22 protein-coding genes are annotated in these 23,903 nt (G+C 63.6%); 4 read left to right on the top strand and 18 right to left on the bottom strand.

Translation table 11 applies throughout. The annotated features are described in order from the left end of the window. Positions 1-3 precede the first annotated feature (3 nt). Positions 4-462: a helix-turn-helix domain-containing protein gene (locus tag NKH67_RS08915; RefSeq protein WP_352455217.1), complete on the bottom strand. Its 459-nt coding sequence runs from the start codon at positions 460-462 to the stop codon at positions 4-6. Beyond that, positions 455-826 carry a DUF4258 domain-containing protein gene (locus tag NKH67_RS08920; RefSeq protein WP_352472295.1) on the bottom strand — a complete coding sequence of 124 codons (372 nt, stop codon included), beginning with the start codon at positions 824-826 and terminating at the stop codon, positions 455-457. Before NKH67_RS08920 ends, NKH67_RS08915 begins: the two co-directional genes overlap by 8 nt. 177 nt (positions 827-1,003) lie before the next feature. Here NKH67_RS08920 and NKH67_RS08925 point away from each other — a divergent pair, with 177 nt between their 5' ends. The 3 genes from NKH67_RS08925 (at position 1,004) to msuE (ending at position 4,659) form a co-directional block, all read left to right on the top strand. Further along, entirely contained in the window at positions 1,004-2,497 is a 1,494-nt protein-coding gene (locus NKH67_RS08925; RefSeq protein WP_352472296.1) for an aldehyde dehydrogenase family protein, read from the top strand. 133 nt (positions 2,498-2,630) lie between these two features. Beyond that, positions 2,631-3,986, top strand: coding sequence for an LLM class flavin-dependent oxidoreductase (locus NKH67_RS08930; RefSeq protein ID WP_352502051.1), 1,356 nt, complete (start codon positions 2,631-2,633; stop codon positions 3,984-3,986). Positions 3,987-4,098: 112 nt separating this feature from the next. Then, positions 4,099-4,659 (top strand): FMN reductase, encoded by a 561-nt coding sequence (gene msuE / locus NKH67_RS08935; protein ID WP_352455213.1) that lies wholly within the window; start codon positions 4,099-4,101, stop codon positions 4,657-4,659. Between the two features lie 146 nt (positions 4,660-4,805). Here the strand turns inward: msuE and NKH67_RS08940 are convergent, their stop codons facing one another. The 16 genes from NKH67_RS08940 to NKH67_RS09015 all read right to left on the bottom strand — a co-directional run bounded on the left by NKH67_RS08940 (position 4,806) and on the right by NKH67_RS09015 (position 22,475). Then, positions 4,806-6,515 carry a trimethylamine N-oxide permease gene (locus tag NKH67_RS08940; RefSeq protein ID WP_352542214.1) on the bottom strand — a complete coding sequence of 570 codons (1,710 nt, stop codon included), beginning with the start codon at positions 6,513-6,515 and terminating at the stop codon, positions 4,806-4,808. 397 nt (positions 6,516-6,912) lie between these two features. After that, positions 6,913-9,282 (bottom strand): trimethylamine N-oxide demethylase, encoded by a 2,370-nt coding sequence (locus tag NKH67_RS08945; RefSeq protein WP_353030610.1) that lies wholly within the window; start codon positions 9,280-9,282, stop codon positions 6,913-6,915. A 267-nt stretch (positions 9,283-9,549) separates the two neighbouring features. Continuing rightward, on the bottom strand, positions 9,550-10,179 hold the full coding sequence (locus tag NKH67_RS08950; RefSeq protein WP_353030612.1) for a sarcosine oxidase subunit gamma: 630 nt from the start codon (positions 10,177-10,179) through the stop codon (positions 9,550-9,552). Continuing rightward, on the bottom strand, positions 10,172-13,156 hold the full coding sequence (locus NKH67_RS08955) for a sarcosine oxidase subunit alpha (RefSeq protein ID WP_353030614.1): 2,985 nt from the start codon (positions 13,154-13,156) through the stop codon (positions 10,172-10,174). The genes NKH67_RS08950 and NKH67_RS08955 overlap by 8 nt, the downstream gene beginning before the upstream one ends. Beyond that, the gene (locus NKH67_RS08960; protein WP_352455208.1) at positions 13,156-13,431 is read right to left on the bottom strand and encodes a sarcosine oxidase subunit delta; all 276 of its coding nucleotides are present in this window, start codon (positions 13,429-13,431) and stop codon (positions 13,156-13,158) included. The genes NKH67_RS08955 and NKH67_RS08960 overlap by 1 nt, the downstream gene beginning before the upstream one ends. 17 nt (positions 13,432-13,448) lie before the next feature. Next, positions 13,449-14,702: a sarcosine oxidase subunit beta family protein gene (locus NKH67_RS08965; RefSeq protein ID WP_352542209.1), complete on the bottom strand. Its 1,254-nt coding sequence runs from the start codon at positions 14,700-14,702 to the stop codon at positions 13,449-13,451. A gap of 36 nt (positions 14,703-14,738) precedes the next feature. Then, positions 14,739-16,046, bottom strand: a complete 1,308-nt coding sequence (gene glnT / locus NKH67_RS08970) for a type III glutamate--ammonia ligase (RefSeq protein ID WP_023673983.1) — start codon at positions 16,044-16,046, stop codon at positions 14,739-14,741. A gap of 33 nt (positions 16,047-16,079) precedes the next feature. After that, the gene (locus NKH67_RS08975; RefSeq protein WP_352634391.1) at positions 16,080-17,408 is read right to left on the bottom strand and encodes an FMN-binding glutamate synthase family protein; all 1,329 of its coding nucleotides are present in this window, start codon (positions 17,406-17,408) and stop codon (positions 16,080-16,082) included. Between the two features lie 6 nt (positions 17,409-17,414). Continuing rightward, complete coding sequence (locus NKH67_RS08980; RefSeq protein WP_245274607.1) at positions 17,415-18,077, bottom strand: GltB/FmdC/FwdC-like GXGXG domain-containing protein; 663 nt, start codon at positions 18,075-18,077, stop codon at positions 17,415-17,417. Between the two features lie 94 nt (positions 18,078-18,171). Next, positions 18,172-19,065, bottom strand: coding sequence for a class II glutamine amidotransferase (locus NKH67_RS08985; protein WP_352542208.1), 894 nt, complete (start codon positions 19,063-19,065; stop codon positions 18,172-18,174). A gap of 84 nt (positions 19,066-19,149) precedes the next feature. Then, positions 19,150-19,482, bottom strand: a complete 333-nt coding sequence (locus NKH67_RS08990) for a hypothetical protein (RefSeq protein ID WP_353014207.1) — start codon at positions 19,480-19,482, stop codon at positions 19,150-19,152. Beyond that, positions 19,479-20,159, bottom strand: a complete 681-nt coding sequence (locus tag NKH67_RS08995; RefSeq protein ID WP_353030617.1) for a hypothetical protein — start codon at positions 20,157-20,159, stop codon at positions 19,479-19,481. Before NKH67_RS08995 ends, NKH67_RS08990 begins: the two co-directional genes overlap by 4 nt. A gap of 46 nt (positions 20,160-20,205) precedes the next feature. Continuing rightward, positions 20,206-21,606 carry an APC family permease gene (locus tag NKH67_RS09000; RefSeq protein WP_352472309.1) on the bottom strand — a complete coding sequence of 467 codons (1,401 nt, stop codon included), beginning with the start codon at positions 21,604-21,606 and terminating at the stop codon, positions 20,206-20,208. Between the two features lie 15 nt (positions 21,607-21,621). Further along, the gene (locus NKH67_RS09005) at positions 21,622-21,783 is read right to left on the bottom strand and encodes a hypothetical protein (RefSeq protein ID WP_023673991.1); all 162 of its coding nucleotides are present in this window, start codon (positions 21,781-21,783) and stop codon (positions 21,622-21,624) included. 15 nt (positions 21,784-21,798) lie between these two features. Further along, positions 21,799-22,176 (bottom strand): hypothetical protein, encoded by a 378-nt coding sequence (locus tag NKH67_RS09010; protein ID WP_023673992.1) that lies wholly within the window; start codon positions 22,174-22,176, stop codon positions 21,799-21,801. A gap of 11 nt (positions 22,177-22,187) precedes the next feature. Next, positions 22,188-22,475: a hypothetical protein gene (locus NKH67_RS09015; RefSeq protein ID WP_353030619.1), complete on the bottom strand. Its 288-nt coding sequence runs from the start codon at positions 22,473-22,475 to the stop codon at positions 22,188-22,190. Between the two features lie 287 nt (positions 22,476-22,762). On the opposite strand from NKH67_RS09015, the gene NKH67_RS09020 reads away from it, so the two are divergent. Then, positions 22,763-23,896, top strand: coding sequence for an aminomethyl transferase family protein (locus NKH67_RS09020; protein ID WP_353030621.1), 1,134 nt, complete (start codon positions 22,763-22,765; stop codon positions 23,894-23,896). Positions 23,897-23,903 lie beyond the last annotated feature (7 nt).

Raw genomic sequence — 23,903 nt, forward strand, 5'->3', positions numbered from 1 at the left:
GGGTCAGGCCGCAATCAGTTCGTACGGCCGAGCATCGTTATTCATTTTCTGTATTTTGATCGGTTGCTCGTCCGCGGTAGGAACGCTCCGACGCGACAACTCATCGATTCCCGCGTCAACAGGCAGCCCCAGCTTTTCGATTGCCAAACGACGCACCAGGGCCTCAGCCGAGCTGTCAATGTCGATTTCGTTGCGCTCCCATCGGCCAATCGACTGCTTGTCACGGTGGACCATGGCGGCCAATTCAGCTTGGGTCAGACCCATTTCGGAGCGCAGGAAACGAAGCTCGTCCCCGCTCATGCCCTTGGCATGGCTTACGATCCCAAGCGCGATTACTTGATGCAGTTCATTCACAGCAGGAATCGTGATGATGTCGTCGCCATCGTCATCCACCTCAACGGCGATGCCTTCGATGTAAACGTTGAGCAGACCGCTTTCTGTGTAGTGGTGTGCGTTATTCATCAGCTTCAACTCCAATTATCGAGCCCGCTTTTCGCTCGAACTCATCGATCCACATGACCGAAATAACTTTGACGAGACATCCGTTCTTGGAAGGGATGATAACGACCCCGATGGATCGACTCCCGCTGTTCGGTGTCTTGCACTCCACGCGATAACGGAAATGACCCGGCCGGGTTGCGGGCACAGGTGGTTGGTACACATTTCCAAACTTGAGCGCATGCAGCACATCAGACATGATCAAGCCGCGTTCGGAAAGCCGATCCTGCGCATGCAGCTTGTACGAGATGTTTAGTTTCAGATTTCTCGCGATAGATCTTATTTCAATCGTCGCACGGCCGGCATCCCAAGGTTGCGTGATCGTCACAAATCCCCCTTCTATGGCATTCCTTCCGGTGCTTCATCTATCATGGTGATACCTACATAAGTGCTGAACGTCAATAAACAAGCGGCATGCCATTGACGCCCGTTGGGTGGTGACAAATTCGCTACCGAACACAGGACGACACCGCTATTAAGACTAGCGCGTGGTTGGAGGACAGTCATGACCATAGCTCAGACAAAGGCACCGCTGCGGCTGCCGATCGACGGGCGCCATCGCCGGATGTTCATCGGCGGCGGCTGGGTCGATGCCCGCTCCGGTCGGACCACGGAGAGCCGCAATCCCGCCACCGGCGCGGTCATCGCCACGGTGCCGCGCGCCGACCGCCAGGACATCGACTTGGCGGTGACTGCTGCGCGCAAGGCGTTCGAGGGCCCGTGGAGCCGGTTCAAGCCTTATGAGCGCCAGGTGCTGCTGCTGAGGATCGCCGACCTCTTCGAAAAGCACTGGGAAGAGATCAGCCGCTCCGACACCACCGACATGGGCATGCCGATCATACGCACCCGCGCCAATCGCAACCGGGTCATCGGCATGCTGCGCTACTATGCCGGCATGGCGACGGCGCTGCACGGCGAGACGATCGACAACTCGCTGCCCGGCGAAATCGTCTCTTTCACCCGCAAGGAGCCGGTCGGCGTCGTCGGCGCCATCATTCCCTGGAACGCGCCAACGGCGGCGTCGATCTGGAAGATCGGCCCGGCGCTGGCGACCGGCTGCACCATCGTGCTGAAACCATCGGAAGAGGCGCCGCTGACGCCGCTTTTGATCGCCGACATCATGAACGAGGCCGGCGTTCCGGAAGGCGTCGTCAACATCGTCACCGGCACCGGCACCGAGGCAGGTGCCGCACTCGCCGAGCATATGGGCGTCGACAAGATCGTCTTCACCGGCTCGACGGCGACCGGCCAGTCGATCGTGCGGGCCTCGGCCGGCAATCTCAAGCGCGTCTCGCTGGAGCTCGGCGGCAAGTCGCCGGTCATCGTCTGCGCCGATGCCGATCTCGACAAGGCGGTGCCGGTGGCGGCGATGTCGGTGTTCGCCAATTCCGGCCAGATCTGCATCGCCGGTTCGCGCCTTTTCGTCGAACGGCCCGTCCATGACGAGTTCGTCGAGCGGCTCGCGGCATACGCCAAGGGTCTCAGGGTCGGCGACGGCATCGACCCGGCGACCGAGATCGGTCCGCTCGTCTCCGAAAAGCAGCTGCAACGGGTCACCGGTTACCTCGAGGCCGGCACCGCGGAAGGGGCGAAACTCGTCACCGGAGGCACCCGGCTTGTGGAAGGCGCGCTTGGCGCCGGCAATTTCGTCGCGCCGACCGTCTTTGCCGGCGTCTCGGACGACATGAAGATCGCCCGTGAGGAGATCTTCGGGCCGGTGATTTCAGCCTTGCCGTTCGATACGCTGGACGAGGCAGTCGAGCGGGCCAACAACACGCCTTACGGCCTGGCTGCAGGGGTCTTCACCCAAAATCTCGCCACCGCCCACCAGCTGTCGCGCAAGATCCGCGCCGGCTCGGTCTGGGTCAATACCTATCACGCCATCGATCCGGCCGTGCCCTTCGGCGGCTACAAGATGAGCGGCTACGGCCGCGAGGGCGGCGCCGAGCACCTCGCCGAATATCTCAACACCAAGGGCGTGTTCATCAAGATCGATTGATTTGTCCGCCGCCCGCACAAAAAATGCTCCCCGACGCCGGTTTTGCAAAACAGAATTCCTTCCCATGGCCGCAAAGCCATCCCATGCTCGAGCAATTGGAGCGTTACGCTCGTCGTCATCGGTGCGTTTTTCCATGGCAGAAAATCGACAATTGCGGCTTGGCGCTTTCATGCGGCCCGTCAGCCTTCATACCGGCGCCTGGCGCTACCCGGGCGCCTATCCCGACGCCAACTTCAATTTCGCGCATCTCAAGCACTTCGCGCAAAGGCTGGAAGCGGCAAAGTTCGACGCCTTCTTCATGGCCGACCACCTGGCCGTGCTCAACATGCCGATCGAGGCGCTGCGGCGCAGCCACACGGTCACGTCCTTCGAGCCGTTCACGCTGTTGTCGGCGCTTGCCGCCGTCACCGATCGTATCGGGCTGATCGCAACCGCCTCGACGACGTTCGACGCGCCGTACCACATCGCCCGTCGTTTCGCCTCTCTCGACCATATCAGCGGCGGGCGCGCCGGCTGGAATATCGTCACCACATCCAATCCCGACGCCGCGCTGAATTTCGGCCTCGACGAGCATGTCGAGCACGACGAGCGCTATCGCCGGGCGCGGGAGTTTTACGATGTCGTCACCGGCCTGTGGGACAGTTTTGCCGACGATGCCTTCATCCGCGACGCCGAAAGCGGGCTCTATTTCGATCCGGCGAAGCTGCATGTGCTCGACCATAAGGGCGAATATCTTTCGGTGCGGGGACCGCTCAATATCGCGCGGCCGGTGCAGGGCTGGCCGGTCATCGTGCAGGCCGGCGCGTCGGAGGCCGGACGGCAGCTCGCGGCGGAAACGGCCGAGGTGATCTTCGCCGCCCATGCCGATCTCGCCTCGGGGCAGCGCTTCTTTGCCGACGTCAAGGGACGTGCGCAAAAACTTGGCCGGTCGCGCGACGACATCAAGATCCTGCCCGGCGCCTTCGTCATTGTCGGCGAGACCGTCGAGGAGGCGCAGACGAAGCGGGCCAAGCTCGACAGCCTCGTCTACTACGAGAGCGGCGTCGCCTCGCTGTCGATCGCGCTCGGCCACGACGCGTCGCGGTTCGATCCGGATTCAGTCTTGCCCGAAATCCCGGAAAGCAACGCCAGCAAGAGCGGCCGCGAGCGCGTCATCGAACTGGCGCGCAAGGAAAACCTGACCGTCAGGCAGCTTGCGCAGCGGCTGGGCGGCTATTCCGGTCTTGCCTTCGTCGGCACTTCGAAAACCATCGCCGACGAGATGGAGGAATGGCTGGTCACCGAAGGCTCGGACGGGTTCAACGTCATGTTCCCCTATCTTCCCGCCGGATTGGATGACTTCGTCGAGAAAATCGTGCCCGAATTGCAGCGGCGCGGCATTTTCAGGAGCGAATACGAAGGATCGACCCTGCGCGAAAATCTTGGCCTGAAGCGGCCGCCAAACCGGTTCTTCCAACCTGAGACGGCAGCGATCCGCAAAGCTGGCTAGAACCGGTAATGATTTTAGACCGTGGCAAGCATCCGTTCTTTTCGTTCGGCCCGAATGTCCATAGGGTCAGCAGCGGGCTGGCAGCCCGAAATCATCGCGAGGGCTTTGCATCATGACCAATCCGGCCGTTGTCGGTTTCTCAGGCAATTTCACCCGGCCGTCCAAGACGCGCGGCTTCGTCGATCGTATCGTGAACGAGGTAGCCGGCAGATATGGCCTGGCCGCCAGCACGCATGACGTCGTCGACCTCGGCCCCAGCCTCGGTGGCGCCAAATGGGCGCGTGAACTGGATGCGCAAGCGGGCGATATCCTCAAGCGCGTCGTCGCGGCGGACGTGCTCGTCGTTGGCTCGCCCACCTACAAGGGCAGCTATACCGGCCTGTTCAAACACTTCTTCGATCTTGTCGACCCAACGGCGCTCAGGGGCAAGCCGGTGGTGCTGCTGGCGACCGGCGGCGGCGACCGGCATGCGCTGATCATCGAGCACCAGCTGAGACCGCTGTTCGGCTTCTTCGAGGCCTTTACGCTGCCGACCGCGATCTACGCTTCGGACAGGGATTTCATCGACGGCGTGCTTGCGTCCGAGACGATCCAGGCGCGCGTCGGACAGGTCCTCGAGGATATCGGTGCAGCGCTTGGCGGTCGCTCCCGCGCCGGCACCGCTGCCGAATAGCCCCTAAAAAGAAAAACCCGCCTCAGCGGCGGGTCTCGGGGCGAATCAGCACCATGCCACAATTAGTAGCATAGCTGCCGGCACAAAGCAAGAACAAAATGCAGGAATCGAGCGCGCCTTGCGTGCCCGATCCCTCAACGCAGCCGTCAGATGACGAACAGCCAGTTGGCGAGCAGCATCACCACGACGCCGGCGACCAGCGTCAGATAGGGCAGCATCCCCGCCTTTTTCACCGCAAGGTCGGACGAGCTCATGCCGAGATCGGCCAGCATGTGGTCGGGGAATTTGCCCTTGTCCTGGATGTAGTGCCGGAAGCAGAACACCGGGATGATCAAGGCTGCCGTGATCAGCCCGGCCCACAATGCCATCGGGTTCCAGACCTTGGCGCCGGCGCCCATGAAGACCGCGTTGACGTAGGCAAAGATGGCGCCGAGGCCGAGCAGCCAGCTCGGCGCCCTCCATGGCCGCGCGATGTGGCCATTGTCGATGCGGTGGATCCAGCCGGCATTGAGGTTAAGGAAGTTGAAGATGATGTAGCCGCAATTCGACACGGCGAGGATGAAGAAGAAGCTTGTTGCGTCGGCCGAGGCGATGGCCAGCACGATCAGGTTGAAGATCAGGTCGGTCCACATCGCCCGCGTCGGGGCGCCGTGCTCGTTGACATGGCTGAGATAGCGCGGCAGCCAGCCGTCGACCGAGCCTTGATAGAGCGTGCGCGAGGAGCCGGCCATCGCCGTCATGATGCAGAGCACCAGCGCCAGGATCATCAGCATCACCAGCAGGCTGTGGATCAGCTGTCCGCCGCCGACCATACCGGCCAGCGCATCGGCAACGCCGGAGCCGTCGACGATCGGCGTCGCCAGCATGCCGTTCAAGCCGAGCACGCCCTGGAAGGTGAACGGCACCAGGATGAACAGCAGCATGCACAACAGGCCGGAATAGAAGATCGCCTTGAAGGTATCGGTGCCCGGGTTCTTGAACTCGGAGGTGTAGCAGACCGCGGTCTCGAAGCCGTAGGTCGACCACGCCGCGATGAACATGCCGCCGAGCACCAGCGTCCAGCCGGCGATGTTCCACGCGCCGGGCTCCGGCGCATAGGCTGCCGCGAGCGGCACCAGCGGCGAGAAGTTTGCCCAGTTGATCTGGCCGGTGACGATCGGCACCACGCCGACGATCAGCATCGGGATGATGACCAGCAGGCCGATATATTTCTGCACGTTGGCCGTGCCCAGGATGCCGCGATGCTGGATCGAGAAGATGATCAGCATCAGCACCGCGCCGATGAAGAAGGTGGCGTTGAAGGTGAAGGAAACCGGGCCAAGCGTGTGACCGTAGAGCGTCCAGTTACGGATCGCCGGCGTCGCCGCCGCGGTGACCGCGGTGATGGCGTCGGCGGCGCTGGTTCCGGCATGGGCCGCGATATAGGCGGCGACCTCCGGCGACGTGTCGGTGAACAGCGGCACCGGCGCCAGTGCGTTGAGGATATAGGCGGCGGCGATCGAGCAGCCGAGCGACAGCACCGGCGACCAGGCGAACCAGTTGCACCACACCGAAAGCGGCGCGATGAATTTCGAATAGCGCAGCCACGCGGTGGCGCCGTAGACCGAGGCGCCGCCGGATTTGTTCGGGAACAGCCCGGCGATCTCCGCATAGGTGAAGGACTGCAGGAAGCCCATGACCATGGATACGGCCCAGATCAGGAAGGCCAGTGTTCCGGTGGTGCCGGCGATGCCGCCGATCGAAAACAAGACAAGGGCCGGAACGCCGCTTGCCACCCAGAAGGCGCCGCGCCAATCGATGTTCCGGTGCAGCTGCCCTTCGGCAGGTGGCACCAAGGTGGTGACTATCGTGCTCATTTACGTGGATTCCCCATTTTTGATGTTCCCCATCGGCAACAGCCGCAATCTCGCGAGGCGTCATCGACGCTCACGTTGAACGGCCTCAGGCGTTTTCCGCTCAGTAGTATTTTTTTCTTAGCAGTGAAGATTGACCCAAGGCGCTTTCACGTCAAGTGGTTTGTGACGCTGTGCACATTGCGTTTGTGAAACAGTCGAGCTTCGCTGGCGCTGCCAACGGGTGCGGTCTTTCCTTCTCCCCTTCTTGTGGGAGAAGGTGGCCGAGCGAAGCTCGGTCGGATGAGGGGTGTTCCAGATTGGCAAAACCGCACTTCGTCCAGCACCCTCAACCGTCTCGGCGCTGCGTGCCAATCCACCTTCTCCCACAAGGGAGAAGGGAAGAACCAGGCAGCGTCGGTCAGGAGCGCGGCCTGGTCTTTTGCGGGTCGTAATGGGCGAAGGCGACGACGCGCGCCGGCAGCCGCTTGCTGTGACCATCGAGCTTGCCTATCTCGACCTCGGTGCCGATCGCCGAATGCGTGACGTCGAGCCTGGCCAACGCGATGGTCTTGTTCAGCACCGGCGAACGCATGCCGGAGGTGACGACGCCGATCTGCGCCCGGCCGATATGCACGCAATCGCCGTGGCCGACGGCGACATTGGCGTCGACGTCGAGGCCGACCAGCTTCTTCTGCGGGTTTTCCTTGCGCCGGATCAGTGCCTCGCGGCCGATGAAATCGTCGCTCTTGGTCTTCAGCGGTACGGTGAAGCCGATGCCGGCCTCGAACGGATCCGTCTGGTCGGAAAACTCGTGAGCAGCAAAGATCAGCCCGGCCTCGATGCGCACCATATCGAGCGCCTGCAGCCCCATCGGCTTCAGGCCGTGCGGTTGGCCGGCCTGCCAGATCGCGTCGAACACCTTTTCGGCGTCGCGCGGATGGCACCAGATCTCGTAGCCGAGCTCGCCGGTGTAACCGGTGCGCGAGACAACGACCGGAATGCCGTTGCCGCCGCCGACGCGGGCGACGGCGAAACGGAACCATTCGAGTTCGTCGAACGACGGCTGCAGCGGCGAGGTCCAGATGATCTGCCGCAGGACGTCGCGGCTTTTCGGTCCCTGCACGGCAACATTGTGCATCTGGTCGGTCGAGGAGCGCACCAGCACGGTGAGGCCGAGTTTTTGCGCCGTTTCCCGCAGCCATTGGCCGGATAGATCGTCGCCGCCGACCCAGCGGAAATTATCCTTGCCGAGCCTGAGCAGCGTGCCGTCGTCGATCATGCCGCCATGCTCGTAGCACATGGCGGAATAGACGACCTGGCCGACGCCGAGCTTCTTGATGTCGCGGGTCAGCGTGTATTGCAGCAGCGCCTCGGAGTCCGGCCCGGTGACCTCGAACTTGCGCAGCGGCGACAGGTCCATGATCACGGCGTCCTGCCGGCAGGCCCAGTATTCATCGATCGGGCCTTGCCTGGCGAAGGAATTGGCGAGCCAATAGCCCTTGTACTCGACGAAGTTGCGGGTGTGCTTGGCAAAGCTCGAATGAAAGGCGGTCTCGCGGGTCATTTTCGGTTCCGAATCGGGCGTCATGCGTCTGGCGATCGCTCGCGAGAATTTGTGCTGGCCGGGATAGGTTCGCACATGGATGTCGGTCAGGTTCCAGCCATTGGCCGGCGTCGTATCGTCGGGGCAGGCGGACGAGACGCAGACGATGTCCGTGAGCGCCTTGAGTAGCACATAGTCGCCCGGCCGCGACCACGGCTCGTCCGATACCACGACGCCATGCGCGTCGATGGCCGTGTTGAAGAAGAAGTTGATCGCCATCCAGCCGGCGCGAGGCGTGACACCCTTGTCGGCCAGCGCGCGGTTGAAATTCTCCGAGCAGTTGGGATGGCCGGGATAACCGATGTCGTCGTAATATTTGGCCGCGCAGGCGAGCGCGAATGCATCGTGGCGGCCGCAAGTGTCCTGCACAACCTCGACCAGCGGCTCCATGTCCTGGTCGTAGTATTTTGAGTGCAGACCGGGCATCGGATAGCTCGAACCCATCAACGTGCGCGTCGTCGTCACGTCGAGCGGATGATCGCGGCCCTTGTCCAGCTTGCGCGCCGAAAAGCACTGGAAGTCGGTGCATTGGCGCCCGTCGACATCGATGATCTGCAGATAGTCGCCCGCCTTGACGAAGTAGGCCTCCGCCGTCGCCGAATGGACGCGCAGGTCGAGCACCGGATCGGCCAGCGGGTCGACAAGCCTGGATTTCGCTGCCGGGCGGATGGTGGCGCGGCGGACGATGACGCTAAGCGGCGTCGCCGTATCGTGGCCGTCGACCAGCATCGGCCCGCCGGGCGCGGCAATCAGCATCGACCCATCGCGGGCGACGGTAAAAGCCTGTTCGGTACCGGCAGGGGTGGCGCCGCCGAAAACGCGAACCGCCTTCGCCTGGTCGAGCTGCACCTGGCGCCGCTCGAGCCCCCGGCGCAAGGATGCGAGGCTGTCGTCGCCTTCGGCCAGCAGCGCCTTGATGCCGGCGGCATTGCTGTTCGATTTCTGGCCGAGAATGCCGGGATCGGTCGCGTCGCTGCTGTCCCATGCCAGCAGCTCGCAGGCCTGCCCGCCCTCGACATCGCGCACGGTGACAATGTCGCCGGCCTCGACCTCGATCAGCACCGCGCCATTGCCCTGAACCGAGTAGCGCTCCATCCCGGCCGGCAGCGTAATCTGGCCTGGCCGCAGGATCAGGCTCGGCCGGGGCGGTCCGGCGACGACGGCGGGGTAGGGCGACTGGCTCATCTCAACCTTGGTTTCGAGAAACAAGTTTGCCTGTGTGTGAAATTATTTTAGCGGGAAGAATAGCAGGGGGATCGGGTTTGGCAAGGTGAAGGTGGCACAAGCTCCCCCTTCTCCCCTTGTGGGAGAAGGTGTCGCCGAAGGCGACGGATGAGGGGTGTTCCAGGGAACGCCAGCCTCTCACTCCGCTGGAACACCCCTCATCCGTCTCGGCGCTGCGCGCCGATCCACCTTCTCCCACAAGGGGAGAAGGGAAGGTGGCGCACAATCCTACCCCAATTCCTCGGAATGCCCGATCTCGACGCCATACTCGGCGGCAGCGTCCAGCATCGTATGCGACAGGCTTTCCGCGAAGGTGGCGAACACCAGAAGATTGAACACCGCCTGTCCGTCCGGCCGGTCATTGGCGCGCCAGAGATTGATGCTGGTGTGATCGAGCGAGGTCGCCGCAGCGGTGCCGGCCGGGAACACCGCGGGGTGCAGGTCTAGCGACGACAGGTTGGCCAGCATCGCGCGCGCCTTTTCTCCGGAAACGCTGATCAGCGCGCGGGCATGCGACTGGTCGGACAACGAGGCGGATTGCGCAAACGCCTGGCTCAGCGGTTCGCTTGCGTGCTTGCCGCCATTGGACAGGACCAGGAACTGATCCGGTCCCGACCAGATCAGCGTAGCGTCGGGAGTTCGGGTCGCCTTGGGCGTTTCCGGGGCGGCAACGCCGAAGCGGGTTTCGGCGGCCTTCGCCAGTTCTGCCGCTTTGCCGCGCCGCGCCATCACCTGGATCAGGTCAAAATTGCGGATCTCGGTGAGCGATACGCCGGCCGCCGTGCCGCGCGCGCCATACGCGCCGACAACAAGCGCTTTCTCCAGCGGACTGCGGGCAATCCAGGAAAACTCAGCCACGCTGGCGCCCTCCATCCGGATCGTAGAAGACCGGGCTGCACAGCTCGACGTCGTAGTCTTCGCCGCGGAGCGGGTCATGCGCATGGACGATCTCGCCAATGCGCTCGCGGCCACGCTCAACAAGCGCCAGCCCGATCCACTGGTCGAGCATGGGCGAGAAGCAGACCGAAGTGACATAGCCCTGGTCGTTGCCGGGACCGGGCGTCTCGCCCTTCGGGATAATATGCGCGCCGGAACGCAGGCGGCGCGTCTTGTCGACCGGCTTGATGCCGACCACGACCTGCCGGTCTGGGGCAATCAGCGCCTCGCGCCCGGCCATGACGCGGCCGATGAAATCTTTTTTGGTCGACATCATCTTGCCGAGGCCGAGGTCGGCGGCGGTCGTCGTGCCGTTCAACTCCGGGCCGGCGACATGGCCCTTTTCGATGCGCATGACGCCGAGCGCCTCGGTACCGTAGGGCGTAACGCCGAACGGCTTGCCGGCCAGCATCAAATTGCGCAACAGCGCCTCGCCATAGCGGGCGGGAACCGAAATTTCGAACGCCATTTCGCCCGAAAACGAGATGCGGAACAGCCGCGCCTTGATGCCACCGCGAAGCGCGACTTCCCGCGCCCCCATGAAGGGAAAGCCCTCGTTCGACAAATCCTCCGCCGGATCGACGATTTCCCGAAGCAGGTCCCGGGTCTTCGGCCCGGCGATCGAGAACTGCGCCCATTGATCGGAGACGGATGTCAGCTGCACGTCGAATTCGGGGAACAGCACCTGCCGGCAGAATTCGAGATGCTGCATCACCAGCCCGGCCTTGGCGGTGGTGGTGGTCAGGAAATAGTGGTCCTCGGCCAGCCGCGACGTGGTGCCGTCGTCATAGACGATGCCGTCCTCGCGCAGCATCAGCCCGTAGCGGGCCTTGCCGACGGCGAGACTGGAGAAGGTGTTGATGTAGACGCGGTCGAGAAAGGCGCCGGCATCCGGGCCGTGCACGTCGATCTTGCCGAGCGTCGAGACATCGCAGAAGCCGACGCCGGAGCGCACCGCCTTGACCTCGCGGGTGACCGATTCCAGCCAGTCCTTTTCGCCGGCGCGCGGATACCATTGCGCGCGCTTCCACAGGCCGGTGTCGACGAACACCACGCCCTGTTCGGCTGCCCAGTGATGCGACGGCGTCAGCCTCGTCGCATGGAAGGCTTCGTCGCGATGATGGCCGGCGAAGGCGCCGATGGCGACCGGCACATAGGGCGGGCGGAAGATCGTCGTGCCGGTTTCGGGGATCGATTTGCCGCTGATTGCCGCCATGATGGCGAGACCGGCGACGTTCGAGGTCTTGCCCTGGTCGGTGGCCATGCCGAGCGTCGTATAGCGCTTGAGATGCTCGACCGATTCGAAACCTTCGCGCTGCGCCAGCTCGATGTCGGACGCGGTCACGTCATGCTGGTAATCGACGAAGGCTTTCCCTTTGCCGGCCACATACCAAAGCGGCGTCAGCGAAAACGCCTCGCTGTCGGCGACCGGCGATGTGCCGGCATTGCCGCCGCGTCCAGCACTCTGCGCTGCCGCAGCACCCGCGGCAAAGCCCTGGCGCAGGCAGTCGCCCAGCCCGAAGGCGCCGTTGGCGGCGCCGACGGCCATCATGCCGGGCGGCGCACCATCCGGCACGAAGGCTGCGATATCGTCCTGCCATTTCGGCCGGCCGCGATGATAGGAGGTCAGCCCGACCGCCGGATTCCAGCCGCCGGACACGGCAAGCCCGTCGGCTTCGACTTCCGCCCGTGCGCCGCCGGTCAGCGCCACCACGATTTTCCGGACCCCGTCCTTGCCGCCTTCGACCCCGCTGGCCGAGCCGTTGAGCACGGCAAAGCCGCCCTTGGCGGCAAGCGCGCGATGCGCGGCGGAGACGTCCGGGCGCGCATCGACGACCGCCGCGATCTGCAAACCGGCGCCAAGCGCGGTCTCGACCGTGCGCCAGCCATCCTCATTGTTGGTGAACAGCGCGATCCTCCTGGCAGGGGTAACCGCGTAGCGCGCGACATAGGTCCGCATCGCCGAAGCCATCATCACGCCCGGCGTGTCGTTACCGGCAAAGACGATCGGCCGCTCGATGGCGCCGGCGGCGACGACGCAGCGCTTCGCCACGATCCGCCACAGCCGCTGGCGCACCTGGTGCTCGGGCGGCGACGGCAGGTGGTCGTTGACCCGCTCGATCGCGCCATAGGTGCCGCCATCATAGACGCCGAACAATGTCGTGCGGGTCATGATGCGGACATCGGGCAGTGTGGCGAGTTCGGCCAGCGTGCGCGTAATCCATTCGGCCGCCGGCGCGCCGTCGATCATGCCGCCGTCGGCGAGCAGGCGGCCGCCAAGCGCAAAATCTTCCTCGCACAGGATGACGCGGGCGCCGCCGCGCCCGGCCGCCAATGCCGCCGCAAGCCCGGCCGGGCCGGAGCCGGCAATCAGCACGTCGCAATGCGCCCACGCCTTGTCGTAATGGTCGGGATCGGCGACGCCTGCAGCGCGGCCGAGGCCGGCGGCGCGGCGAATCGTTGGCTCGTAGATCGTTTCCCAGAATTTCGCCGGCCACATGAAGGTCTTGTAGTAGAAGCCGGCGACGAAGATCGGCGCGAACAGCTGGTTGACCGCCATCAGATCGTGGCGCAGCGACGGCCAGCGGTTCTGGCTGGCGGCTTCGAGCCCGTCATAGAGTTCGGCCGTGGTCGCCTTGGTGTTCGGCTCGCGCCGCGCTCCGCTGCGCAGTTCGACCAGCGCGTTGGGCTCCTCCGAACCAGCGGTCAGGATGCCGCGCGGCCGGTGGTATTTGAACGAGCGGCCGACCAGCTTGACGCCATTGGCGATCAGCGCCGAGGCCAGCGTGTCGCCTTGGAAGCCGGCAAAGCTCTTGCCGTCGAAGTGGAAGGCCAGCGGCGCGGCGCGATCGATGAGACCGCCGCTCTCCAGCCGGTGTGTTTGCGCGGGGCCAACCATCAGGCCCCAACCTCGGCGGCACCAACGCCTGCAGCCGGTTCGACCGCCGAAATCTCATGCGTCAGCGTGTTGCGGGCGACCTTCAGCCAGGCCCGGCAGCCGCCGCCATGGTACCAGTATTCGCTCATCGGCCCGGCGATGTTGTCGCGTAGATAGACGTAGTCGAAGACCTCGTCTTCGGTGGCGCCGGCCGCCGGACGCGTCGGCTTGGCGTCGCCCAGATAGGTGAACTCGCCGAGTTCGCGTTCGCCGCAGAAGGGACAGACAATGCGCATGCTTCTTCAGCCAGCCTTTAATGCAGGTTCGGTTGGGCGCCTTGGCCCTTTTCGTCGATCATCGCACCTCGCCGGAAGCGGTCGAGACGAAAGCGGGCAGCCTCCTTGTGCGGCTCGTCGCGCGCCAGCAGATGGGCAAAGACCAGGCCGGAGCCGGGCGTCGCCTTGAAGCCGCCATAGCACCAGCCGGCGTTGAGATAGAGCCCGTTGACCGGTGTTTTGTCGATGATCGGCGAGCCGTCCATCGACATGTCCATGATGCCGCCCCACTGACGCAGCAGCCGTATCCGGCCGATCATCGGCATCAGCGCCATTCCGCCCTCGCACACGTCTTCCATGACAGGCAGATTGCCGCGCTGGGCATAGGAATTGTAACCGTCTATGTCGCCGCCGAAGACCAGGCCGCCCTTGTCGGACTGGCTGACGTAGAAATGCCCGGCGCCGAACGTCATGACGTTGGGGATCAGCGGCTTGATCGCCTCGGAGACGAAGGCCTGCAGCACATGGCTTTCGATCGGCAGCCGCATGCCGGCCATCGCCGCGACGCGCGACGAGGAGCCGGCGACCGCCATGCCGACCTTGGCCGCGCCGATCCTGCCGCGGCTCGTCTCGACGCCGGTCACCTTGCCGCTGCCATCGCGGACAAAACCGGTCACCTCGCAGTTCTGGATGATGTCGACGCCGAGCGCGCTCGCCGCATGCGCATAGCCCCAGACCACGGCGTCGTGCCGCGCCGTGCCGCCGCGCCGCTGCAAAAGCCCGCCCTGCACCGGGAAACGTGCGTTGTCGAAGTTCAGGAACGGCATCATCTTCCTGACCGCCGTCAGATCGAGCAGTTCGGCATCGATGCCGTTGATGCGCATGGTGTTGCCGCGCCGCGCATAGGCATCGCGCTGCGCGTCGGAATGGTAGAGGTTGATGACACCGCGCTGGCTGACCATGGTGTTGTAGTTGAGGTCCTGCTCCATCCGCTCCCACAGCTTCATCGACAGCTCGTAGAAGCCGGTATTGCCGGGCAGCCCGTAATTGGAGCGGATGATGGTTGTGTTGCGGCCGGCATTGCCGGAGCCGATCCAGCCTTTTTCCAGCACGGCGACATTCCTGATGCCGTATTCGCTGGCGAGGAACCATGCCGTCGCCAGGCCATGGCCGCCGCCGCCGATGATCACCACGTCGTAGTGGCTCTTCGGGCTGGCGTCGCGCCAGGTGCGCTGCCAGTTCTTATGGCCGGAAAATGCCGCCCGGGCGAGGGAGAAGATCGAGTATTTCATGAACCTGTTTCGCGCCGGGCGTGCAACAATTCCGGATCAGATGTCGAGCGTGTGGTCGCGCTCCCACTGGGTGAAGTGGGAAGCATAGGAATTCCATTCCTGCTGCTTGAGCTTTAGATAGGCCGACGAGAATTCCTCACCCAGCGCCGCCTTGAGCGATTTGTCGTTGTCAAACTCGCGCAACGCGTCGAGCAGGTTGAGCGGCAGCTTCGGCGCGCCCTCGACCGTATGGCCGAACTGGTACATGTCGATATCGTAGCGCCGGCCGGGGTCGGCCTTCGAGCGGACGCCGTCAAGGCCGGCGGCGATGATCACCGCCTGCAGCAGATACGGGTTTGCCGCGCCGTCCGGCAGGCGCAGCTCGAAGCGGCCGGGGCCGGGCACGCGCACCATGTGGGTGCGGTTGTTGCCGGTCCAGGTCACCGTGTTCGGCGCCCAGGTGGCGCCGGAGATGGTGCGCGGTGCGTTGATGCGCTTGTAGGAATTGACCGTCGGGTTGGTGATGGCGGCAAGCGCGGACGCATGTTTCATAATGCCGCCGAGGAAATTCCTGCCCTTGGCCGACAGGCCGAGCTCCATCGCATTGTCGGCAAAGACATTGGTCTTGCCGTCTTTGTCCCACACCGAGATATGCGCATGGCAGCCATTGCCGGTCAGGCCCTGGAAGGGTTTAGGCATGAAGGTTGCGCGCAGGCCGTGCTTTTCGGCGACCGATTTCACCATGAATTTGAAGAAGGAATGCTTGTCGGCGGTCGCCAGCGCATCGTCGAAGGCCCAGTTCATCTCGAACTGGCCGTTGGCGTCCTCGTGGTCGTTCTGGTAGGCGCCCCAGCCGAGCGCCAGCATGTGGTCGCAGATCTCGGCGATCACATCGTAGCGGCGCATCACCGCCTGCTGGTCGTAGCAGGGCTTCGACGCCGTGTCATATTCGTCGGAAATCGTCTTGCCATCCGGCGAGATCAGGAAGAATTCGGCCTCAACGCCGGTCTTGATGTGCATGCCGTCGCCAGCGGCCTCCGCGATCAACCGCTTCAGCGTGTTGCGCGGCGCCTGCTCGACCGATTTGTCGTCCATGATGCAGTTGGCGGCGACCCAGGCGACTTCCGGCTTCCAAGGCAACTGAATCACCGAGGCCGGATCCGGCACCGCCAGCATGTCGGGATGCGCCGGCGTCAGGTCGAGCCAGGTGGCAAAGCCGGCAAAGCCGGCACCGTCCCGCTGCATGTCGGCGATCGCCTGCGCCGGCACCAGCTTGGCGCGTTGCCCACCGAACAGGTCGGTGTAGGATATCATGAAATATTTGACGCCCTTTTCCTTGGCGAAGGCGGCGAGATCGTTCCCCATTATAGTTCCTCGCTTACTGGCATTTGGTTTGTTTTAGAAGCCGTTCTTGCCCGGTATCCAGTTGGTGCCGGCCAGCGGCACGCCGGCCATGGCGGCGGCTTCGATCGTCAAGGCCACAAGATCCTCGGGCTCGAGATTGTGCAGGCTGTTCTTGCCGCAGGCGCGGGCGATTGTCTGCGCCTCAAGTGTCATCACCTTAAGATAATTCGCCAGCCGTCGGCCGGCCGCAATCGGATCGACCCGTTTCATTAGCTCGGGATCCTGCGTGGTGATGCCGGCCGGGTCGCGACCCTCATGCCAGTCGTCATAGGCGCCGGCGGTGGTGCCGAGTTCGTTGTATTCCGCCTCCCAGCGCGGGTCGTTGTCGCCGAGCGCGACAAGCGCTGCCGTGCCGATCGACACCGCATCGACGCCGAGCGCCAGCGCCTTGGCGACGTCGGCGCCGTTGCGTATGCCGCCGGAGACGATCAGCTGCACCTTGCGATGCATGCCGAGATCCTGCAGCGCCTGCACCGCCGGCCTGATGCAGGCAAGCGTCGGCTGGCCGACATTTTCAATGAACACTTCCTGGGTCGCCGCCGTGCCGCCCTGCATGCCGTCGACGACGACGACATCGGCGCCCGATTTCACCGCAAGCGCGGTGTCGTAATACGGCCGCGCGCCGCCGACCTTGACGTAGATCGGCTTTTCCCAATCGGTGATTTCGCGCAATTCGAGGATCTTGATCTCGAGGTCGTCCGGCCCGGTCCAGTCGGGGTGGCGCGAGGCCGAGCGCTGGTCGATGCCTTTCGGCAGCGTGCGCATTTCGGCGACGCGGTCGGAGATTTTCTGGCCGAGCAGCATGCCGCCGCCGCCGGGCTTGGCGCCCTGGCCGACGACAACCTCGATCGCGTCGGCACGGCGCAGATCGCGCGGGTTCATGCCGTAGCGCGACGGCAGATACTGGTAGACCAGCGTCTTCGAATGGCCGCGCTCTTCCTCGGTCATGCCGCCGTCGCCGGTGGTCGTCGAGGTGCCCGACAGCGTCGCGCCACGGCCGAGCGCTTCCTTCGCCGGGCCGGACAGCGAGCCGAAGCTCATGCCGGCAATGGTGATCGGGATTTTCAATTCGATCGGTTTTCTCGCATAGCGCGAGCCGAGCACGACGCTGGTGTCACAGCGCTCGCGATAGCCTTCGAGCGGATAGCGCGAGATCGAAGCACCGAGGAACAGAAGGTCGTCGAAATGCGGCAGCTTGCGCTTGGCGCCGGCGCCGCGGATGTCATAGATGCCGGTCGCCGCCGCGCGGCGGATCTCGGAAAGCGTGTAGTCGTCGAAGGTCGCGGATTTGCGCGGCGTCGTCGGCGGGTTGCGATAGGTCATTGAGCCTCAATACGCGTCGGCGTTGTCGATATTGAAATTGTAGAGGGTACGAGCCGAGCCATAACGCTTGAACTCCGCCGCCTTGACGCCGGTCACGCCGGCGCGGTCGAGCAAGCCTTGCAGCAATTCGAGATGCTCGGGCCGCATCTCCTTGGCGATGCAGTCGGCGCCGAGGCTTTCGACCTTGCCGCGCACGAAAAGCCGCGCCTCGTAGATGGAATCGCCGAGCGCATCGCCGGCGTCGCCCAGCACCACTAGGTTGCCGGACTGCGCCATGAAGGCCGACATGTGGCCGATATTGCCATGGACGACGATGTCGATGCCTTTCATCGAGATGCCGCAGCGCGACGACGCGTTGCCTTCGATGACGAGCAACCCGCCCCGGCCGGTGGCGCCGGCATACTGGCTGGCATCGCCTTTGACGACGATCTGGCCGGACATCATGTTCTCGCCGACGCCGGGCCCGGCCGAGCCATGCACGGTGATGGTGCCGCCGTCGTTCATGCCGCCGCAATAATAGCCGACGCTGCCGCGCACATCGATGGCGACCGGCTGGTCGACGCCGACGGCGACCGAATGGCTGCCTCGCGGGTGGAGCACCTCCCAGGCGGTCTCGTTCGAACCGGGCGCCAGATCGTGCAGCGCCTGGTTGAGCTCGCGCAGCGACATTTCGGCCAGATCGAAGACCCGTGACGCATGGCCCGGCTCGCGCGCGGCCTTGGAGAGGTTGCCCGTATTGAAGGCATTGCTTGCCGGCATTGGTTCAATGCTCCCAGAAATAGACGGTTGCGGGCTCGGGTTCCCAGACCTTCGCATTGTCTATGCCGGGCAGTTTGGTGAGCGCACGATATTCCGAGCCGAAGGCGACATACTGGTCGGTTTCGGCCATTACTGCGGGCTTGCAGGCGATCGGGTCGCGCACCACGCCGAAGCCGTTCTTGGTGCCGACGACGAAGGTGAAAAACCCGTCGAGATCGCTCAGCGTGCCTTCCAGCGCCTCGCCGAGGTTCTTGCCATGCGCCATCTGCGAGGAGAGATAGGCGGCAGCGACCTCGGTGTCGTTCTCGGTCTCGAATGTCATGCCTTCGCGGATCAGCTCGCGGCGGACATTGTTGTGGTTGGACAGCGAGCCATTATGCACCAGGCACTGGTCGGCGCCGGTCGAGAACGGATGCGCGCCCATCGTCGTCACCGCCGATTCGGTCGCCATGCGGGTATGGCCGATGCCGTGCGTGCCGGTCATCTCGCGGACGCCGAAACGGTCGACGACCGCTTCGGGCAGCCCGACTTCCTTGTAGATTTCGACGACGTCGCCGGCGCCCATGATGCGGATGTCGGGGCGCAGCGCCTGGATCGTCTCGCGTGCTTCGTCGATCTTGGCAGGCGTCGTCCGGACCACGGCATGCGTCGACTTCGCAGCAATGCTCACCGGCGCGCCGATTGCCTTGGCGAGTTCGGCGTCGAGGCTGCGGAAATCGCGCTCCGGCTTGGCCGACTGGATGGTGATCTTGGCTTCATTGGAGGGCGCGCCATAGATGGCGATGCCGGCGCTGTCGGGACCGCGATCGCTGAGCGAGATCAGCATCTCCGACAGCATCGCGCCAAGCTGGGGCTCGAGCGACTTGTCCTTCAAAAACAGTCCGACGATTCCGCACATGTCAGCCTCCGCGAGTTTGTTCCCTCCGAGATGTATCGAATGAGTCCCGGGAATTCAATTGGTATGAAAAAAATTTTCCTGTCGTTATATATCGGCTGAGGCGCCGCCGGCCGCACTATCGCTGCGCTGGCCGCCATTGTGAACCCATTTGGCATAGCGGATGCGAGCGACCTTGTAGGCATCCAGGATCGACAGGGCATAGATCAGGAAGCCGCCGGCATGGCGTCCGACGAAGCTGGCGTCGGGCGGCGCGATCTTGGCGGTGACCCAGGCAAGGATCACCATGAAGAACAGGAATTGCAGGCCGCGCACCGGCACGCCGAGCACGACATGCCCGCTCGCCGGCAAAACGATCGCAGCGCCCAGAACCAGATAGGGGCTCGGTGGTGCGGGGGAGGTGGTGATCTGGCTGATCATGCCGCTTGCCGTTCGCTTTGATTGATGGCATCGCGCAGCGCCGAAGCCGACGACAGCAGCCTCTCGATCAGCACCGGATCGAGCCTGACCGCGCCGAATTCGGCCTGCCGGAATACGCCGTAGCGCGCCCGCTCGGCCTCGGCCAGCAGCCAGACGATGCGCACGCCGTTCGGCGTGATCAGCAATTCCTTGGCGCGCTCCTCGGCAAAGACATCGAGGTGGCCGGCGATGATGGCTTCGGGGAAGCGCACGCCCTTGCGGTCGCTCCGCAGCACCGCCTCGGCCGGAAACCCCGCCGCCTTCGGCAGCGGATGGACGAGATGATCGAAATTGGAAAAAGTCGTCGGCGATCCGGGCCGCATCATCATATCGAAAGTGCCTGGTATCGCGACCTTTTCGGTGATCGAAACACTCAGCCAGCGCGCCGGCAGCTTCCTTATCGCCAGCGTGTCGACGATGGTCCGCACCTGGACCCGCCGGCCGTTCCACGAGCCGGCGAAGGTGACGACGCCGGCAGTGCCGTCCGAGACGTTGGCCGCGTCGGGGACGACGACGCGGACGCCAGCTTCGTCGGCGGCAAGCCCGGTCGAAGCCTTGGCGCGGCTGGCCCGCGCAAGCCAGGCTATATGGAGGACGAGAGCCAGGGCAACCGCCCCGGCGAGCAATGCTGAGATCACCTAACGCACCTCGTCACGCAAATGCCCGCCCAGACCGGGCGCGCCGTCAGTAGCCCTGCGGCTTCGGCCACGGCATGGTGAACTGGGCACCACGGCGCACGAATTTGTAGCGGTAGAAGTGGAACCACAGCGAGATCAGGAAGTAGAAGGCGACCATGGCGATCAGCTGCGAGCCGAAGCCGAGGAAGATCGCAAAGAAGGTGACCACGCAAAGGCAGAACAAGACGATCGCCGGCAGCGGATGGAACGGATGGGTGTAGCCGCGGCGGATCGAGCCGAGCGGCCACTTTTTCCTGAACATGATGATGTTGATGCTCATGAAAGTGTATTGCAGCACGCCCGACAGGATCGAGAAGGTGATCGCCTGGTTGAGGTCGGCGATGAAGGCGAAGGCGAGCGCGATCGGCAGCAGAAACAGGATCGAGCGATAGGGCGTGCGGTATTTCGGATGCACCGCCGAGAACCAGGTCGGCAGATAGCGGTCGCGGCCGAGCGAAAACCAGGCGCGCGCGGCGTCGTTGATGCAGCCATTGGCGGAGGCGAGCGCGGCAAGCAGCGTCGCGATGAACAACAGGTTCTCCAGCAGCGCACTGCCGGTCAGTTTGCCTGCATCCCACAGCGGATAATAGGTGATGCCGAGATATTCCCAGGGCATCATCGAGGCGCAGACATACCAGGTCATGGCGGCGGCGATCAGAAGCGTGATCATGCCGGCCATCGTGCCGTAGGGCAGCGAGCGCGCCGGCGAGCGCACTTCCTCGGCGGCCTGCGTGGTGCCCTCGATGCCGAGATAATACCAGATGCCGAACTGGAAGGCGGCGATGACGCCGATCCAGCCGTAGGGCAGGGCGTTGCCCGGGGTCACCAACTCGTTGAGCTTGAGCACGGCGCCTTGCGTCCACGGGCTGACCGAGAAGAACAGGATGACGATCGAGACATAGGCGATGGCGGTGATGACGAAGTTGACGTTGAGCGTCATCAGCACGCCGCGATAGTTCAGCCATGCCAGCACGACGATTGTCGCGGCGATGAAGGAATTGTGGTTGAGGCCCTCGACGCCGGCTTTGGCGACGATGGTGTCGCCGAGCAGGATCGCGTCCGACACTTCGAGCATGGTGTAGGCAAAGACCAGGAACAGCGCGACGTTGAAGGCCATCAGCGGCCCGACAATGTGCTTGGCCTGCGCATATTGGCCGCCGGCGGCGGCAACCGTCGAGGTCACTTCGGAATCGATCATCGCGACCGAGGTGTAGAGCAGCCCGACGATCCAGCAGACGATCAGCGCCGCCAGCGCGCCGCCTTTGTCCGCCGCGAAATTCCAGCCGGTGAATTCGCCGACCAGAACGATCCCGACGCCGAGCGCCCAGACATGGGCGGGGCCGAGCACCCTGAGCAGTGAAACCCTGTCGCCCTGCACTTGCACCGCTGGTTCAGCCGTGATCGTCATCGTTCAATCCCCCACTCAGATCCGGTGTTTTTCGGACACGGCTTCAAGTTCGCCTTCCCTGGACGAGGTCAGCATCTCTTCGGAATAGGTCGTGTCGATCTTGAACCAGTCGTAGAGCATCCACAGCGCGAGCACGATCGAGATGCCCCAGCATGCGTAAGAGAGTGCCACCCACATGACGATGCTTCCTATCTATTTGTCGCCGAACTTTTCGTCGATGACGTCGCGGTATTCGCGGTCCGATGCGCGGAACAGAAAGATGAAATAGCCGATCAGCACCGCCGCCATGATGATCAGCGTCGGCCAGTCGATGATGTAGTGGAACCGGTTCTGGATGATGTCGTGCGCGGTTTCCGGCGTGTAGCCGAGCTTTTCCCAGATCGAGGCCATGGTCGGGTTCTGGCCGAGCGCTTCCCACGTCTTGGCGTCGAGCGCGTCGATGGATTTTGCCGCCCCTGCCAGGCCTAGTTTCAGCGGCAGCCACAGCGCGACGAAAATCGCGACCACGACGACGGCGATATCGAAAACCTGTCCGGCCTTGCTCTGTTCGGGCGGTGTATAGCGGGCCATGCGTCTCCCCCTCAGGACTTGTGGTTGCGGTAGGCGTCGGCGTTCTTGATGTCGAGGCCGTAGATGAAGTCCTTGTCTTCCTTGTAGTGGTTGACCATCGCCAGAATGGCGGCCGTGTTGAAGATCAGCACCGCGGCGGCGGCGACCGCGACGACGAGCTTGATGCCGGCGTCGGGGACGTATGGCCATGTCATGAACAGGACAAAGAGGATCGTCGCCCACAGGCAGACGATCAGGAGCACGGATCCACGCACGTCGGAACGGTACAACGCTTCCACGCGCTGTTGCAGGTCGGACATCGGCTTTCCCCTTTTTCAACGCCGGTCCAGATTGGCCGGTCATTGCCCTCTTTCAAGAGAGTGAAATTTTTTTCATAAAATCCGGCCGAATTCTGGAATTGTCAAGACGATTTTACGCGACGTTAACCGTTTGTTTTGGGCGCGCCGGATTTGCCTGACAATGAAATTATTTGCTTACGGGTATTGCAGGCTCCCGGCGTTTGCGGTCAATATTCAAGGCAACGCTCCCGCCTGTGTGCAGGGAGCAGGGCAAAGCAAAAAAGTTTCTTTCGAACGGAGGACAGCGGATGACGGCATCCTGGAGATTTTCGACGCTTGCGGACCGCCATCGCGCGCTCGGCTCGAAGCTCGAGGACTGGAGCGGCATGGGCACCGCCTGGACCTACGACAAGGACGCCGACGAAGAGTATATCGCCATCCGCACCAAGGCCGGCCTGATGGACGTGTCCGGCTTGAAGAAGGTCCACATCACCGGGCCGCACGCCTCGCACCTGATCGATCTGGCGACGACGCGCGACGTCGAAAAGATCTATCCCGGCAAGTCGGCCTATGCCTGCATGCTCAATGAGGCCGGCAAGTTCACCGACGACTGCATCCTCTACCGCACCGGCCCGAATTCCTGGATGGTCGTGCATGGCTCGGGCACCGGCCATGAAGAGCTGCAGCGCGCTTCCGTCGGTCGCGACGTGTCGCTGCGCTTCGACGACAATCTGCACGACCTTTCGCTGCAGGGGCCGCTAGCCGTGGATTATCTGGCAAAGCATGTGCCCGGCATTCGCGACCTCAACTATTTCCACCACATGCAGACCCAGTTGTTCGGCTTTCCGGTGATGATCTCGCGCACCGGCTACACCGGCGAGCGCGGTTACGAGATCTTCTGCCGTGGCCAGGACGCCGGAACGATCTGGGACAGGATCCTCGACGAGGGCAAGAGCGCCGGCATCATCCCGTGCCGCTTCACCACGCTCGACATGCTGCGCGTCGAGAGCTACCTGCTGTTTTACCCCTACGACAATTCGCAGAAATACCCGTTCGAGAACGAAGGCCCGGGCGACACGCTGTGGGAGCTTGGTCTCGACTTCACCGTCAGCCCCGGCAAGACGGGCTTTCGCGGTGCCGAGGAGCACTACCGCCTCAAGGACAAGGAGCGCTTCAAGATCTTCGGCGTGCTGCTCGAAGGCAAGGAGCCGGCCGACGAGGGCGCGCCGGTCTATCGCGACGGCAAAAAGGTCGGCGTGGTGACCTGCGCCATGTATTCGCCGCTGGTCAAAAAATCGATGGGCATTGCCCGGCTCGACGTCGACTGCGCGGTGCAGGGCACCAGGCTCGAGATCCGCAACAAGAGCGGCACCATCAGCGCAACCGCCGAGCCGCTTCCTTTCGATGATCCGAAGAAGACCAAGCGCACGGCGAAAGGCTGAGGCATAC

Origin of the sequence: Mesorhizobium sp. M0968 (assembly GCF_040319065.1) — a bacterium.
Lineage (GTDB): Bacteria > Pseudomonadota > Alphaproteobacteria > Rhizobiales > Rhizobiaceae > Mesorhizobium.

What these genes read in the sequence shown, in the direction of transcription:
- NKH67_RS09015 (WP_353030619.1), bottom strand. Translation starts at nt 22,475, where the DNA reads ATGTCCGACCTGCAACAGCGCGTGGAAGCGTTGTACCGTTCCGACGTG.
- NKH67_RS08960 (WP_352455208.1), bottom strand. Translation starts at nt 13,431, where the DNA reads ATGCGCATTGTCTGTCCCTTCTGCGGCGAACGCGAACTCGGCGAGTTC.
- NKH67_RS09010 (WP_023673992.1), bottom strand. Translation starts at nt 22,176, where the DNA reads ATGGCCCGCTATACACCGCCCGAACAGAGCAAGGCCGGACAGGTTTTC.
- NKH67_RS08925 (WP_352472296.1), top strand. Translation starts at nt 1,004, where the DNA reads ATGACCATAGCTCAGACAAAGGCACCGCTGCGGCTGCCGATCGACGGG.
- NKH67_RS08980 (WP_245274607.1), bottom strand. Translation starts at nt 18,077, where the DNA reads ATGTCGCTGCGCGAGCTCAACCAGGCGCTGCACGATCTGGCGCCCGGT.
- NKH67_RS09020 (WP_353030621.1), top strand. Translation starts at nt 22,763, where the DNA reads ATGACGGCATCCTGGAGATTTTCGACGCTTGCGGACCGCCATCGCGCG.
- NKH67_RS09005 (WP_023673991.1), bottom strand. Translation starts at nt 21,783, where the DNA reads ATGTGGGTGGCACTCTCTTACGCATGCTGGGGCATCTCGATCGTGCTC.
- NKH67_RS08915 (WP_352455217.1), bottom strand. Translation starts at nt 462, where the DNA reads ATGAATAACGCACACCACTACACAGAAAGCGGTCTGCTCAACGTTTAC.
- glnT (WP_023673983.1), bottom strand. Translation starts at nt 16,046, where the DNA reads ATGGGGAACGATCTCGCCGCCTTCGCCAAGGAAAAGGGCGTCAAATAT.
- msuE (WP_352455213.1), top strand. Translation starts at nt 4,099, where the DNA reads ATGACCAATCCGGCCGTTGTCGGTTTCTCAGGCAATTTCACCCGGCCG.
- NKH67_RS09000 (WP_352472309.1), bottom strand. Translation starts at nt 21,606, where the DNA reads ATGACGATCACGGCTGAACCAGCGGTGCAAGTGCAGGGCGACAGGGTT.
- NKH67_RS08930 (WP_352502051.1), top strand. Translation starts at nt 2,631, where the DNA reads ATGGCAGAAAATCGACAATTGCGGCTTGGCGCTTTCATGCGGCCCGTC.
- NKH67_RS08940 (WP_352542214.1), bottom strand. Translation starts at nt 6,515, where the DNA reads ATGAGCACGATAGTCACCACCTTGGTGCCACCTGCCGAAGGGCAGCTG.
- NKH67_RS08990 (WP_353014207.1), bottom strand. Translation starts at nt 19,482, where the DNA reads ATGATCAGCCAGATCACCACCTCCCCCGCACCACCGAGCCCCTATCTG.
- NKH67_RS08965 (WP_352542209.1), bottom strand. Translation starts at nt 14,702, where the DNA reads ATGAAATACTCGATCTTCTCCCTCGCCCGGGCGGCATTTTCCGGCCAT.
- NKH67_RS08985 (WP_352542208.1), bottom strand. Translation starts at nt 19,065, where the DNA reads ATGTGCGGAATCGTCGGACTGTTTTTGAAGGACAAGTCGCTCGAGCCC.
- NKH67_RS08975 (WP_352634391.1), bottom strand. Translation starts at nt 17,408, where the DNA reads ATGACCTATCGCAACCCGCCGACGACGCCGCGCAAATCCGCGACCTTC.
- NKH67_RS08945 (WP_353030610.1), bottom strand. Translation starts at nt 9,282, where the DNA reads ATGAGCCAGTCGCCCTACCCCGCCGTCGTCGCCGGACCGCCCCGGCCG.
- NKH67_RS08955 (WP_353030614.1), bottom strand. Translation starts at nt 13,156, where the DNA reads ATGGTTGGCCCCGCGCAAACACACCGGCTGGAGAGCGGCGGTCTCATC.